This is a genomic window from Streptomyces sp. NPDC025721, from assembly GCF_055558595.1.
Genome location: NZ_JBVHMF010000046.1, coordinates 1 through 12,582 on the forward strand (window position 1 = coordinate 1; position 12,582 = coordinate 12,582).

General features: G+C 72.2%; 15 protein-coding genes. 10 read left to right on the forward strand and 5 right to left on the reverse strand.

What is annotated here, in order from left to right:
- Nucleotides 1–146 precede the first annotated feature (146 nt).
- Both ACZ4EF_RS35780 and ACZ4EF_RS35785 read right to left on the reverse strand, forming a co-directional pair.
- Nucleotides 147–620, reverse strand: a complete 474-nt coding sequence (locus ACZ4EF_RS35780; RefSeq protein WP_467508368.1) for an ATP-binding protein — start codon at nucleotides 618–620, stop codon at nucleotides 147–149.
- A gap of 285 nt (nucleotides 621–905) precedes the next feature.
- The gene (locus ACZ4EF_RS35785) at nucleotides 906–1,850 is read right to left on the reverse strand and encodes a VldE C-terminal domain-containing protein (RefSeq protein ID WP_402711064.1); all 945 of its coding nucleotides are present in this window, start codon (nucleotides 1,848–1,850) and stop codon (nucleotides 906–908) included.
- Nucleotides 1,851–1,987: 137 nt separating this feature from the next.
- Between ACZ4EF_RS35785 and dapE the strand changes: the two genes are divergently transcribed.
- The 3 genes from dapE (at nucleotide 1,988) to ACZ4EF_RS35800 (ending at nucleotide 5,134) form a co-directional block, all read left to right on the forward strand.
- On the forward strand, nucleotides 1,988–3,055 hold the full coding sequence (dapE, locus tag ACZ4EF_RS35790) for a succinyl-diaminopimelate desuccinylase (RefSeq protein ID WP_391161651.1): 1,068 nt from the start codon (nucleotides 1,988–1,990) through the stop codon (nucleotides 3,053–3,055).
- Between the two features lie 155 nt (nucleotides 3,056–3,210).
- Nucleotides 3,211–4,296 (forward strand): alpha/beta hydrolase, encoded by a 1,086-nt coding sequence (locus ACZ4EF_RS35795; RefSeq protein ID WP_467508371.1) that lies wholly within the window; start codon nucleotides 3,211–3,213, stop codon nucleotides 4,294–4,296.
- Nucleotides 4,297–4,312: 16 nt separating this feature from the next.
- Nucleotides 4,313–5,134: an LOG family protein gene (locus ACZ4EF_RS35800; RefSeq protein ID WP_355348196.1), complete on the forward strand. Its 822-nt coding sequence runs from the start codon at nucleotides 4,313–4,315 to the stop codon at nucleotides 5,132–5,134.
- A 38-nt stretch (nucleotides 5,135–5,172) separates the two neighbouring features.
- Here the strand turns inward: ACZ4EF_RS35800 and folP are convergent, their stop codons facing one another.
- A complete protein-coding gene (gene folP, locus ACZ4EF_RS35805) occupies nucleotides 5,173–5,985 on the reverse strand; it encodes a dihydropteroate synthase (protein WP_467508399.1) in 813 nt (270 codons plus the stop codon).
- 128 nt (nucleotides 5,986–6,113) lie between these two features.
- Between folP and ACZ4EF_RS35810 the strand changes: the two genes are divergently transcribed.
- Nucleotides 6,114–6,476, forward strand: coding sequence for a DivIVA domain-containing protein (locus ACZ4EF_RS35810; protein ID WP_391049309.1), 363 nt, complete (start codon nucleotides 6,114–6,116; stop codon nucleotides 6,474–6,476).
- Nucleotides 6,469–7,050 carry a DNA-3-methyladenine glycosylase I gene (locus ACZ4EF_RS35815; protein ID WP_467508373.1) on the forward strand — a complete coding sequence of 194 codons (582 nt, stop codon included), beginning with the start codon at nucleotides 6,469–6,471 and terminating at the stop codon, nucleotides 7,048–7,050. Before ACZ4EF_RS35810 ends, ACZ4EF_RS35815 begins: the two co-directional genes overlap by 8 nt.
- 97 nt (nucleotides 7,051–7,147) lie before the next feature.
- On the opposite strand, the gene chcB is transcribed toward ACZ4EF_RS35815, so the two are convergent.
- Entirely contained in the window at nucleotides 7,148–7,930 is a 783-nt protein-coding gene (gene chcB, locus ACZ4EF_RS35820; protein ID WP_467508375.1) for a 2-cyclohexenylcarbonyl CoA isomerase, read from the reverse strand.
- 268 nt (nucleotides 7,931–8,198) lie between these two features.
- Between chcB and ACZ4EF_RS35825 the strand changes: the two genes are divergently transcribed.
- Entirely contained in the window at nucleotides 8,199–8,366 is a 168-nt protein-coding gene (locus ACZ4EF_RS35825) for a DUF3117 domain-containing protein (RefSeq protein WP_069464762.1), read from the forward strand.
- An 86-nt stretch (nucleotides 8,367–8,452) separates the two neighbouring features.
- Here ACZ4EF_RS35825 and ACZ4EF_RS35830 read toward each other — a convergent pair whose 3' ends face one another.
- On the reverse strand, nucleotides 8,453–9,088 hold the full coding sequence (locus tag ACZ4EF_RS35830; protein WP_355348344.1) for an O-methyltransferase: 636 nt from the start codon (nucleotides 9,086–9,088) through the stop codon (nucleotides 8,453–8,455).
- A gap of 212 nt (nucleotides 9,089–9,300) precedes the next feature.
- Here ACZ4EF_RS35830 and sigE point away from each other — a divergent pair, with 212 nt between their 5' ends.
- The 4 genes from sigE (at nucleotide 9,301) to ACZ4EF_RS35850 (ending at nucleotide 12,439) form a co-directional block, all read left to right on the forward strand.
- Entirely contained in the window at nucleotides 9,301–10,068 is a 768-nt protein-coding gene (gene sigE / locus ACZ4EF_RS35835) for an RNA polymerase sigma factor SigE (protein WP_355348341.1), read from the forward strand.
- Nucleotides 10,065–11,006, forward strand: a complete 942-nt coding sequence (locus tag ACZ4EF_RS35840) for a zf-HC2 domain-containing protein (RefSeq protein ID WP_467508377.1) — start codon at nucleotides 10,065–10,067, stop codon at nucleotides 11,004–11,006. The genes sigE and ACZ4EF_RS35840 overlap by 4 nt, the downstream gene beginning before the upstream one ends.
- 173 nt (nucleotides 11,007–11,179) lie before the next feature.
- On the forward strand, nucleotides 11,180–11,677 hold the full coding sequence (locus tag ACZ4EF_RS35845; protein ID WP_355348180.1) for a sec-independent translocase: 498 nt from the start codon (nucleotides 11,180–11,182) through the stop codon (nucleotides 11,675–11,677).
- 147 nt (nucleotides 11,678–11,824) lie between these two features.
- Nucleotides 11,825–12,439 carry a hypothetical protein gene (locus ACZ4EF_RS35850; RefSeq protein ID WP_391127398.1) on the forward strand — a complete coding sequence of 205 codons (615 nt, stop codon included), beginning with the start codon at nucleotides 11,825–11,827 and terminating at the stop codon, nucleotides 12,437–12,439.
- Nucleotides 12,440–12,582 lie beyond the last annotated feature (143 nt).

Sequence of the window (12,582 nt, forward strand, 5' to 3'; positions counted from 1 at the left end):
ACCCTTTTTGGGGGGGGGGGGGGGTGGGGGGGGAAGGGGGGGGGGGGGGGGGGGGTTTTGGGGGGGGGGGGGGGGGGGGGAGGGGGGGGGGGGGGGGGGGGGGGGGGTTCCCCCCCCCCCCCCCCCGCGCGCGTGCGGTTCGGCGATCAGCCCAGGGGGAGGCCCTTGAGCGGCAGCATGTCGGTGGTGGGCAGCGCGCCGGCCGGCAGTTGGCCGGTGTTGGGAAGCGCGGAGACCGGCAGCGTCTCGGTGTGCGGGGCGACGCCACCGGCGGACTCGGCGGTCTGGCCGACGATCCGGCCCGCGGAGTCGGCGGCGTCGCCCGCGGCCTTCTGCGCGGCCGGGGCGGCGGTCCTGCTCGCGGTGCCCACGATGCGGCCGGTGGCCGGGAGCGTGGTCTTCATCGCCTGGGTACCGGCCTGCCGGGCCACCCCAGTGGCCTGCTGGGAAGCGCTGTCCAGCGTGTTGCCGACATTGGCGCCGTCCAGATTGCTCAGCCCGCCCAGGTCCGTCGGCGGCAGCGCGGCGGCCTGCGCGGCGCCCGCTCCGATCAGCGGCGCGGCGGCGGCGCCGATCAGCAGGGCGGCCTGGGCGAAGCGGCGGGTCAGGGGGAGGGACATGGTGCTCCTTTTACGGAGTTGGCTCCGTGAGGGGACGTATTGCGTCCGCCGGGCGGACGTCGTGACTACCGCTCAAGGAGCCCGAAGGTTGCGGTCGTTCGAGGTAAAGAGTTGGCAATGTGTCGCATTATAGGAATCCGACAGATCGGATATAGCGGACAGCTCATATGACTTTGATGAAACGTCACATCCCTGCTGCCGCAAGGGAATTGCCATCCGGTCGAGCGGTTTTCCCGCAGCCCGCGTTTGACCGCGGGAGCGGGCACTTCCGAGTGAATGCGCGCACTATTGCGCGACGGTGATCCGTACGTATCCGTCCGGCTTGACGGCCGCGGAACCCTGCGCGCCGCCCGCTTTCTGCTTCTGCCAGCCCTTGCCGGACTGCGCCGCGGCCCACTTCTGGCCGCCGAAGGTCACCTGCTCGACCTTCAGGTCCTGCGCGTGCGCCACCGCCCACTGCGCCAGCTCCCAGCCGCGCCGGGTGCCGTCGCCCTCCGCCGCGCCGCCCGCGGGCCTGGCGGGCACCGCGACCGTACGCGGCTCGTCGGCCGCCACCGGCTTCACCTGGCTGCCGAACTCCCGCGTCAGCCTGGCCGTGACCTGCGACGTACTGCCCAGCTTGCCGCCCGCGCTGAAGGGCGTGTCCGAGCCCGTCGTACAGCTCAGCGCGCCCGCCTTGCGCCCGTACAGCGCCGCCGACAGCAGCGTCGCGTCCGCCTCGTGCTTCGCGTACGCCTGGGGGAAGCCGCTCTTCTGCACGCGCTGCGCCGCCACGGTCAGCGGCAGCCGCGAATAGCCCTCGATCTTCACCAGGCCGTCGAAGAAGGCGTTCGTCGAGTACACCGGGTCCTGGACCTGCTGCGCGGTGCCCCAGCCCTGCGAGGGGCGCTGCTGGAACAGTCCGAGCGAATCCCGGTCGCCGTGATCGAGATTGTCCAGCCGTGACTCCTGCAACGCCGTGGCCAGGGCTATGGTGAGCGCCCTTTCCGGCAGCCCGCGCGAGGTGGCCACGGCGGCGATCGTCGTCGCGTTCGCCGCCTGCGACGGGCTCATGTCCAGCGTGTCGCCGTCCGCCGTCACTGTGCAGTCCGCGCTTTCCGGCGCTTTGTTCTCCTCCGCGGCGCGGTAGAGGCCATAGGTGGCGAGCCCCAGCAACACCACGGCCGCTGTGGCGATCTTGCGGCCCCGGCGCTTGCGCTTGGGGGGCTTCTGAGGGGGGGAGCTGGGCACGCGCCGAGCGTACCGAAGGCGGCGGGTCCCGAATGACCTACGACGGCGCCGTCTTCGGCTTTCTCCTCCGTGCGCGTGAACGGGGCAGGCGGCCGGGGCCTTCGGGGCATCCGGGCCCGAGGCCCTACGCTCGGCGTATGCGCAGCGAACTCGACCTCAGCCAGGATGCCGCTCGGCTCACCGCCCAACTCGTGGACGTGCCGTCCGTGAGCCAGCAGGAGAAGGCGCTGGCGGATCTGGTGGAGGAGGCGCTGCGGGGGCTGCCGCACCTGACGGTGGACCGGGACGGCGACGCGGTGGTGGCGCGGACCCGGCTCGGGCGCGCCGAGCGGGTGGTGCTCGCGGGCCACATCGACACCGTGCCGATCGCGGACAACCTGCCGTCGCGGCTGGACGAGAACGGCCTGCTGTGGGGCTGCGGCACCTCGGACATGAAGGCGGGCGTGGCGGTGCAGCTGCGGCTGGCGGCGACCCTGACCGCGCCGAACCGCGACCTGACCTACGTCTTCTACGACGCCGAGGAGATCGCGGCCGAGTTCAACGGACTCAAGCGGCTGGTCGAGCGGCACCCCGAGTGGCTGGCCGGGGACTTCGCGGTGCTGATGGAGCCGACCGACGGCAAGGTCGAGGGCGGCTGCCAGGGCACCCTGCGGATCCGGGTCGAGACCACCGGCCGCCGGGCGCACTCGGCGCGGAGCTGGCTCGGGGACAACGCCATCCACAAGGCCGCGCCGATCCTGGACCGGCTCGCCGCGTACGAGCCCCGCCGGGTCGTCATCGACGGCCTGGAGTACCGCGAGGGGCTGAACGCGGTGCGGGTCGAGGGCGGCCACGCGGGCAATGTGATCCCCGACTCCTGCGCGGTGACCGTCAACTTCCGCTTCGCGCCCGACCGGAGCGAGGCCGAGGCGCTCGCGCACGCCGAGGAGGTCTTCGACGGCTTCACCGTGGTGCTCACCGACAGCGCGCCGGGCGCGCTGCCCGGCCTCGCGCACCCGGCCGCCGCCGCCTTCGTCCGCGCCATCGGCACCGAACCCGCCCCCAAGGACGCCTGGACCGACGTGGCCCGCTTCTCCGCGCTCGGCGTGCCCGCGGTGAACTACGGCCCCGGCGACCCCAAGCTCGCCCACGCCCGCGAGGAGCACGTGGCGGTCGCCGCCGTGCTGGAGGCCGAGGAGCGGCTGCGCGGCTGGCTCACCGACTGACCGGGCCCGATCCCGCGGCCCCGGCGACCGCCCCGCCTCACTCGTCCGACTGATCCGGCGAAAGGCGGAGCAACCGAACAGGGGTGCCCATCGGTCTTCCCTCGCGGCATGGTGTGATCGGAGCCGTAGGGATCGGTTGGGGGAAGAGGCGTGTCGTGGGACTGACCAGCAGAGGATTCGCCGTACTGCTCCTCGTCGTCGCGGTGGCCGCGGTGGCGGGCGCGGTGCTGCTCTGGCCGCGGGTACGGGGCCCGCGGCCGGTACGGGTCGTCGCCCGCGTCGGGATGATCCTGCTCTGTCAGGTCACCGCGATCTTCGTGGTGATGGTCACGGTCAACAACGACTACGGCTTCTACGCGTCCTGGGACGACCTGCTCGGCAACGCCAACAGCGGCGGCAAGTCCGTCGCGGGCCCCACCGCCACGCCCACCCCCACCAAGCCCGACTACCGGGTCAAATTCGCCTCGTACTCACAAGGCTTCGAGAAGGCCACCGTGCGCGGCTGGAAGTCCGGGACGAAGGGCGACGTCATCGTCTGGACGCCGCCGCAGTACAAGAAGAAGGAGTTCGCGCACACCCGCTTCCCCGTCATAGAGGTCCTGCACGGCATCCCCGGCACCCCGCACAGCTTCCTGCGCGGCATGCGGCTCGGCCAGATCATGCAGGGCGAGATCACCGCCGGCCGCGCCGAGCCCGCGATACTCGTGCTGCCCACCATCACCCCGGACCGGGCCAACACCGGCTGCGCCGACGTGCCGGGCAAGAGCAAGGTCGGCACCTGGCTCACCGACGACGTGGCGCAGACGATCGCGCACAATTTCCGTACGCTCCCGGCGCCGCGCGGCTGGGCCGTGATGGGCATATCCACCGGCGGCTACTGCGCGGTGCGGATGGCGCTCGAACACCCCGACCGGTTCGTGGCCGCCGCCGCGATGGCCCCGGACAATCCGGCCGAGTCCGCCCGCGGTGTCCGCTCGCCGCTGTGGCTGGCCCAGAACACCCGCCCCGAGGTGCACATCCTCATCGAGTCCAGCAAGCAGGACCCGGAGAGCCCGCCGAAATTCGGCGACTGGATCACCGCCGCCGTCCGGCCGCCCACCTCGGTCAGCACGCTGCGGATCGACCGCGGCGGCCACAACTGGAAGACCTGGGGCGGAATGTTCCCCGCGGCCTTCACCTGGGTCAGCGCCCGCCTCGAAGCGCCCCGGGCGGTCCCATTGGCGCCGTCCGCCGCACCTTGATGCGTACGCTTCCCGTATGACTGACTCACACACGGGAGCGGCCGGGCAGAGTCCGGACGCGCAGGAGGCGGCTGCCGCGGCCAACGAGGCGGCGGAGACCGTGCTGACCGGCAAGGGCTGGCCGGAACGGCACACGGGCCCTGTCGTACGGCGGCGCGGCCAGGTGCAGGCGGGGACCACCGATCAGCGGTTGCTGGACAGTCGAGGAGAGTCGGACTGGGTGCACGGCGACCCGTGGCGTGTGATGCGGATCCAGTCGGAATTCGTCGAGGGCTTCGGCGCCCTGGCCGAACTCGGCCCCGCCGTCAGCGTCTTCGGCTCCGCCCGCACCCCGGTGGACTCGCGTGAGTACGCGGCGGGCGTACGGATCGGCCGCGCCCTGACCGAGGCCGGTTTCGCCGTCATCACCGGCGGCGGCCCCGGCGCGATGGAGGCCGCCAACAAGGGCGCGCTCGAAGCGGGCGGCATCTCGGTCGGCCTCGGCATCGAGCTGCCCTTCGAGCAGGGCCTCAACTCCTATGTCGACATCGGCGTGAACTTCCGCTACTTCTTTGTCCGAAAGACGATGTTTGTGAAGTACGCGCGGGGATTCGTCGTGCTCCCCGGCGGCTTCGGCACCCTCGACGAACTCTTCGAGGCGCTCACCCTCGTCCAGACCAAGAAGGTCACCCGTTTTCCGATCGTGCTCTTCGGCACCGAGTACTGGGGCGGCCTGGTCTCCTGGATCCGCTCCACGCTCGTCGCGGGCGGCAAGGCGTCCGCGGCCGACCTGGAGCTGTTCCACGTCACGGACGACGTGGACGAGGCCGTGGCGCGGGTGACGAAGGAGAGCGCCTAGGGCCTCGCGGGGCCCCTGGCCCCCGCCCAGCGGGCCCCCTAGGCCAGGCCCCTGCGGGCCACGGCGGGCGGGCGGTGACCCGCGATCGAGGCCACCATCTCCAGCACCTGACGGGTCTCGGCGACCTCGTGGACGCGGTACACCCGCGCCCCGAGCCACGCCGATACCGCCGTGGTGGCCAGCGTGCCGATCAGCCGCTCCTTGACCGGCCGGTCGAGCGTCTCCCCGACGAAGTCCTTGTTCGACAGGGAGACCAGCACCGGCCACCCCGTCGCCGTCATCTCCGGCAGCCGCCGGGTCGCCTCCAGCGAGTGCCGGGTGTTCTTGCCGAAGTCGTGACCCGGGTCGATCAGAATCCCGTCACGCGGCACGCCCAGCGCCGCCGCCCGCTCGGCCAGCCCCACCGTCACCCGCAGGATGTCGGCCATCACGTCCTCGTATCCCACCCGGTGCGGCCGGGTCCGCGGCTGGGCGCCGCCCGCGTGCGTGCACACCAGCCCCACGCCGTACCGCGCCGCGACCTCCGCCAGCCGCGGGTCCACCCCGCCCCACGCGTCGTTCAGCATGTCGGCGCCCGCCTCGCACACCGCCTCGCCGACCTCGTGCCGCCAGGTGTCCACGCTGATCACCACATCCGGGTGGCGGCGGCGCACCTCCGCCACGAAGGCGACCGTGCGGCGGATCTCCTCCGCCGCCGAGACCTCCTCGCCGGGGCCCGCCTTCACCCCGCCGATGTCGATGATCGCCGCGCCCTCCGCGACGGCGCCCGCGACCCGCTCCAGCGCGGGTTCGTCGGTGAAGGTGGCGCCCTGGTCGTAGAACGAGTCCGGCGTACGGTTCACGATCGCCATGATCACCGGCTCCCGCTCGCCGAATTCGCGGGTCCCCAACCGAAGTGCCACTGCCGCTCCTCATCTCAGACTCATGCGATCGTGGCACGATCGTGCCTGACACGTAGGCCGGACCCCGGGAGATCGAGTTGTTCTGGTTCATGCTCATCGCGCTGGTCGCGGTGGTCGCCGCCGTCGCGATGGCCGTACTCGGTGACGGCGGCACCCTGCGGGACTCCGAACCCGACCGGATCGACGACCGGCTGCCCGCCGACCGCCCGCTCATCAGGTCCGACATCGACGCCGTCCGGCTGCCGATCGCCGTACGCGGCTACCGCATGCTCGACGTCGACGAGGTGCTGGACCGGCTCGGGGCGGAACTCGCCGAGCGGGACGCCAGGATCGCCGACCTGGAGGCCGTGCTGGCCGGGGCGCGGGCCGGCGCGGTCGGCGCCCCCGTGACGCCGTCCCTGGACAAGGACGAGACGCCGCGGGACGACACCGGTGAGTGACGCGATCGTCGGGCCCGACGGACTCGCGCGCTGCCCCTGGGGGCTGTCCGCGCCGGATTACGTGGCCTACCACGACACCGAGTGGGGGCGGCCCGTGCACGGGGACGACGCCCTGTTCGAGCGGACCTGCCTGGAGGCGTTCCAGTCCGGGCTGTCCTGGATCACGATCCTCCGTCGCCGCGAGGGGTTCAGGGCCGCCTTCGACGGCTTCAAGATCGACGCGGTCGCGGGCTTCACGGCGCAGGACGAGGCGCGGCTGCTGCTCGATCCCGGGATCATCCGCAACCGGGCGAAGATCGCCGCCTCCGTCGCCAACGCGCGGGCCGCGCAGGCCCTGCGCGACAGCTACGACGGCGGGCTCGACGCCCTCGTCTGGTCCTTCGCGCCCGACCCCGCGACCCGCCCGGCGCCGCGCCGCCTCGCCGACGTGCCCGCCACCACCCCCGAGTCGGTGGCTCTCGCCAAGGCGCTCAAATCCCACGGCTTCCGCTTCGTCGGCCCCACCACCGCCTACGCCCTGATGCAGGCCTGCGGCCTGGTCAACGACCACCTCGCCGACTGCTCCGCCCGCTAGGGCCGGTCCGGACGGGCCCGGGGTCGCGCCGGACCCGTGCCCCCTTCAGCCCGTCCGGCGATCGAGGACCGGCCGGAGCGGCGACGGGCGTCCCGCGTCAGCGGCCCACGTAGCGCGGGGGCTGCTTGGCCACGAAGGCGTTGACCGCGATGCGGTGGTCCTCGGCGGCTCCGGCCAGGGTCTGGAGCTCGTCCTCCTTGGCGAGGGTGGAGAGCAGGGAGTGGGCGGCCCCGTGGGCGAGGGACGCCTTGATGGCGGCGTAGGCGACGGTCGGCCCCTCGGCCAGCCGCCGGGCCACGGCGACGGCCTCGGCGGGAAGATCCGCGGCGGGCACGACCCGGTTGGCGATCCCGAGGTCGTACGCCTCCGCGGCCCCCACCGAGCGCGGGAAGAGCAGGAGATCCGAGGCCCGGCTGTGCCCGACCAGCCGCGGCAGCGTCCACGACACACCCGAGTCCGCGCTGAGCGCCACCCCGGCGAAGGACGTGTTGAAGGCGGCGGTGTCCGCCACGATCCGGTAGTCCGCGGCGAAGGCGAACCCGGCCCCGGCGCCCGCGGCGACCCCGTTCACCCCCGCCACCACCGGCTTGGGCATCGTCGCGATCGCGGTGACGATCGGGTTGTAGTGCTCGGCCACCGTCGTGAGCCCGCCGCCCGCCGCCAGCGTCGCCAGATGCTCCTTGAGGTCCTGTCCGACGCAGAAGGCCCGCCCGGTCGCGGTGAGCAGCACCGCCCGCACCGCGGTGTCGTCGGCCGCTTCCCGCAAGGCGTCCCGCAGGGTGTTCTTCGTTTCCGTGTCGAGCGCGTTCATCGCCTCGGGACGGTTGAAGGTGACGGTCGCGAGCCCGTCGCTCACCTCGTACAGAACGCTGTCGGCCATGGCTGAACCCCTTCGTCGCGGCATCGGTCCTGGCCAGAATGCCGGACTTCACGGCACCCCGACATGTGACGTACGTCAAACGTCCGACCGAACCGATACCCTTCGGGAACCCGGTCGATCACTGTCCACTCGCCGAATTGGCCGGTTTTGGGGAGGGCCCATGCTGAACGTAGTGCGACCGATGTTGGTCATCGGGTCGATAGATGCGGGATAATGGCCGAGAACCAATGTGTTCGAGTCCGAGCTGGTTTCAGGAAGGGGAACGAGCATGGCGGCCATGAAGCCGCGGACGGGTGACGGCCCGCTCGAGGTGACCAAGGAGGGGCGGAGCATCATCATGCGCGTTCCGCTTGAGGGCGGCGGGCGGCTTGTTGTCGAGCTGACCCCGGACGAGGCGGATGCCCTCGGCGACGCGTTGAAGAAGGCCATCGCCTGAGACCAGCGGTCCCATAAATCGTCGCGGCCCCGTACACGGAATGTCGTGTACGGGGCCGCCGTCGTTTTCCTGCGCGCGCCGCCGCGTCACTTCCGGCGCACCGCGCACAGCAGACCGTCGTCGGTCGGCAGCAGGACGGGGGAGAGCCGGGGGCTGTCCCGGACCGCGCGCATCAGCTCGCGCAGCCGCACCGACTCGGCGTCCTGGTGGGCGGCGTCCAGCGCGCGCCCGCGGGCGAAGGCGCCCTCGAAGCAGACCAGGCCGCCGATCCGCAGCAGCCGCAGCGCCTCGTCGAGGTAGTCCAGGTACTCCAGCCGGTCGGCGTCGCAGAAGACCAGGTCGTAGCCGCCGTCGGTGAGCCGGGGGAGCACGTCCAGGGCCAGGCCGGGGATGACGCGGGAGCGGTTGGCGGCGAAACCGGCCTCGCGGTACGCCTCGCGCGCGAGCTGAAGGCGGTCCGGCTCGGTGTCGACGGTGGTCAGGATGCCGTCGGGGCGCATGCCGCGCAGCAGGTGGATGCCGGAGACCCCGGTGCCGGTGCCGATCTCGACGACGGACTTCGCGTCCCCCGTGGCGGCCAGCAGCCGCAGGGCCGCACCGGTGCCGGGCGAGACGGGCCGCAGACCGGCCGCGTGGGACCGGGCGCGGGCGCGTATGAGGGCGTCGTCCTCGGCGACGAACGCGTCGGCGAACGCCCAGCTCGCCTGCCGGTTGCCGGTAATGTCCCTCTCCCTGTCCCCGGGTCGATCCCTGTCGTAGGTGCAGCCCGCCCGGCGACTGTATCCGCTGGGGGCGGGAACCCGCTGATGGGACTGTGCGTTATCCGTAAGGACGGCTACCGGCGGGAGAAGGCCCCGGCTCTCCCCGCCGAGTGGAAGTCCTGGGAAGTCAATGGCAACAGCGCACTTATCCGGAGCTAACGGGCGAGGTGGATATGGTAGGGGCTCTACTGGACACCACCAGAGCCGACAGGGGAGGTGCGGCTGCGGCCGGTGACAAGGGAGGAACGCTCAGGCGTATTCTCCGGTCCGCCGGACAGCCGAAATCCGTGACCAACACTGCTGATGACCGTTCACGCGAAAACACTCCCGCGACCGCGACGTTCGCCACCGACGGGGACGCTCAGGCGTGGACGCCTCCCTCTTGGGAGGAGATCGTCAGTACCCACAGTGCCCGGGTGTACCGGCTGGCGTACCGCCTGACCGGCAACCAGCACGATGCGGAGGACCTCACCCAAGAGGTCTTCGTGCGGGTCTTCCGTTCCCTGTCCACCTACACGCCCGGCACGTTCGAGGGCTGGCTGCACCGCATCACGACCAATCTCTTCCTGGACATGGTGCGCCGCCGCCAGCGGATCCGCTTCGACGCCCTCGGGGACGACGCGGCCGAGCGGCTGCCCAGCCGCGAGCCGTCCCCCGCGCAGCACTTCAACGACACGCACTTCGACGCGGACGTCCAGCAGGCGCTGGACACCCTCGCCCCGGAGTTCCGCGCCGCCGTGGTGCTCTGCGACATCGAGGGACTGTCGTACGAGGAGATCGCCGCGACGCTGGGTGTGAAGCTGGGCACGGTGCGGAGCAGGATTCACCGTGGCCGCTCCCACCTGCGCAAGGCTCTGGAACACCGGGCGCCCGGCGCCCGGCCGGCTCCCGCGCTCGCTGCCGCCACACAGAAACCTGGCCAGGAGGGCGGGAGAACGTGAGCAGTAGCGGTTCAGGCGAACAACGTGCAGCGCCTGCCGAGCAGCACCTTGGCGACCGGCTCGCCGCATTTGTCGACGGCGAGCTCGGCGACGACACCCGGGACCGGGTGCTCGCCCATCTGGTGACCTGTCCGCAGTGCAAAGCCGCTGCCAGCGAGCAGCGGCGTCTCAAGAGCGTCGTGGCGGCCTCCGAGCAGCCGATGCTCTCCGCCGGGCTGCTGGCCCGGCTCCAGGGCCTTCCCGGCCTACCACCGACCGGCGACGGGACCGAGGACGCCGACCGTACGCGTGACTGGCGCGACCGGGACGACGAGGGCCACGGCCCCGGCGCCGCCGGCGGGCGGGACCAGGAGCGGCGCGGCCCCTTCGACGGCGGCCTGCTCGGCTCCGGCGTGTTCGGCGACGGCGGTTCACGGCGCCGCGAGGAGTTCTCGTACCTCACACCGGGCCGCGACCTCGTGCCCGGCGGCTCCGGCGGTCGCGGTTTCCGCATCCATGAGCTGACCCGCGCCGCCGCGGCCGACGGGCGCCCCGAGGACCGGGAGCAGCCGGAGGCCCCCGCGCACAGCGGCTCCGGCACCGCGGCCTCCCGCGGCAGGCGGTTCGCCTTCGCCGCCGCGGGCGCCTTCTCGATGGCGGCCATCGCCCTGGGCAGCGCCCTGCCCATGGAAGCCGCGGTCGACGGCGGCGCCCGCCCCGACGACGGCCCCGCGGTCAGCCCGCTGAGCGCCAACTCCGTGCCGGACACCCGCGGGGTCACCCCGCGCGGCGTGCTCGACGCCGGGGACCGGCGCATGCTCCGCGCCCCCGCCGCGGTCACCTCGGTGACACCCGTTTCGGTGACCCGGCCGCTGATGGCGCCCGGCGCCCTGCCGCTCGTGACGCCCGCCGCTTCCCCCGTATCGCCCGGCCCCCAGGCCCCCGCGATACGGCGCTGACCGGCCACCGGCCGGTCTCCGGCCGGTCACCGGAGCGGGCTCGGGGGCTGACCCTTTACCCCCTGGCGACGTACTGTTAGCCGGAGCCACTCCCGCACCGCCCGCGTGGACAGGTACCGTAAAGTCCGCCGGACCCTGCCTTCCCGGCTGTGGACGTCCCAAGGAGCTGCAAGGTGTTCTTCGACATAGGCCCGCTGGAGCTGGTCGCGATCGTGGTCCTTGCCGTCCTCGTCTTCGGCCCCGACAAGCTGCCGAAGGTCATCCAGGACACCATGAACTTCATCCGGAAGGTCAGGGAGTTCTCGGACAGCGCCAAGGAAGACATCCGGCGGGAGCTGGGTCCGGAGTTCAAGGACTTCGAGTTCGAGGACCTCAATCCGAAGACGTTCATCAAGAAGAATCTGATGAGCGACAGCGACATGGACGAACTGGGCCTCAAGGACATCCGCAACGGCTTCGACTTCCGCAAGGAGATGGCCGAGGTCACCGACGCGGTCAACGGCGTGGAGCCCGCCTCCGCCGCCAACGGCTCGTCCGGCGCGGCCGGTTCGTCCTCCGGCGTGCCGGGACCGACCTCCGGCGGCGGCTCCTCGGCCACCCCCGACAGGCTCCGCAAGAAGGACGGCCTGGAGCCCGGCGAGGCTCCGCCGTTCGATTCCGACGCGACCTGAGTCAACCAGATCACGCCTTTTCACCCCTCCAGGTGGCTATTGTCCGTGTGTTCGCCGTCACCGTGAGCCGGTTCGGCTCCCGAACCCACCCAGGGTCGGGCAAGATGGCGAGTCGCCCAGATGGGCACGGAGGAGGCGTAACACCGCATGGAGACGAAGACCGGCAGTGCTCGTGGGACGGTCGACGGCTACTTGATGGCCGACTTCCCTTGGTACGGGCTGGACGAGGCGTTCACCGGACGGCGCTGGCTGGGCACGGTCGGCGTGAGCGGGGACGGCACGGTCGAGCACGGCTCAATAGGGCATGGTGACGAGCCTTCGCTGAAGGCGGCTCCGGCGGACGCGGAAGGGCTGCGGTTCGCCGCGGTCGTCACCCTCGCCAACCGCCCCGGACGGCGCAGCTCCGACGGCACCGGCGTACTGGAGGCGACCTCGGTCTCCTCCGCGGCCTGGCTCGCCGGGTCCGGGCTGCTGTCCTGCACCTGGCCCACCACCATGGACCGGGCCCTGCGCCAGGACTGGCTCGACCAGCAGACCGCCACCGCGTGGGAACTCGCCGACGACCTGGCGGGCAGCGGCTGGTCGACGCTGACCCTTCCGGTCGACGGCGACCCGACGCCGTTCCACTACCGCGAGTCCGAGTACGGCTGGGTCATGGCGGGCTCGGCCCGCGGTGTCCACCTCGGCGCGTACGGCCGCGGCATGAGCGCGTACGGCCTCGGACTGGCCGTGGTCAAGGACGTGACCCTGTACGAGGTCTGAGGCGCCCTCAGGGCGCTTCCAGGCACCTTTGCGGCGCTCCGCGGACGGCGGGGGGGGGGGGGGGGGGGGGGGGGGGGGGGGGGGGGGGGGGGGGGGGGAGGGGAGGGGGGGGGGGGGGGGGGGGGAGGGAGGGTGATAGAAAA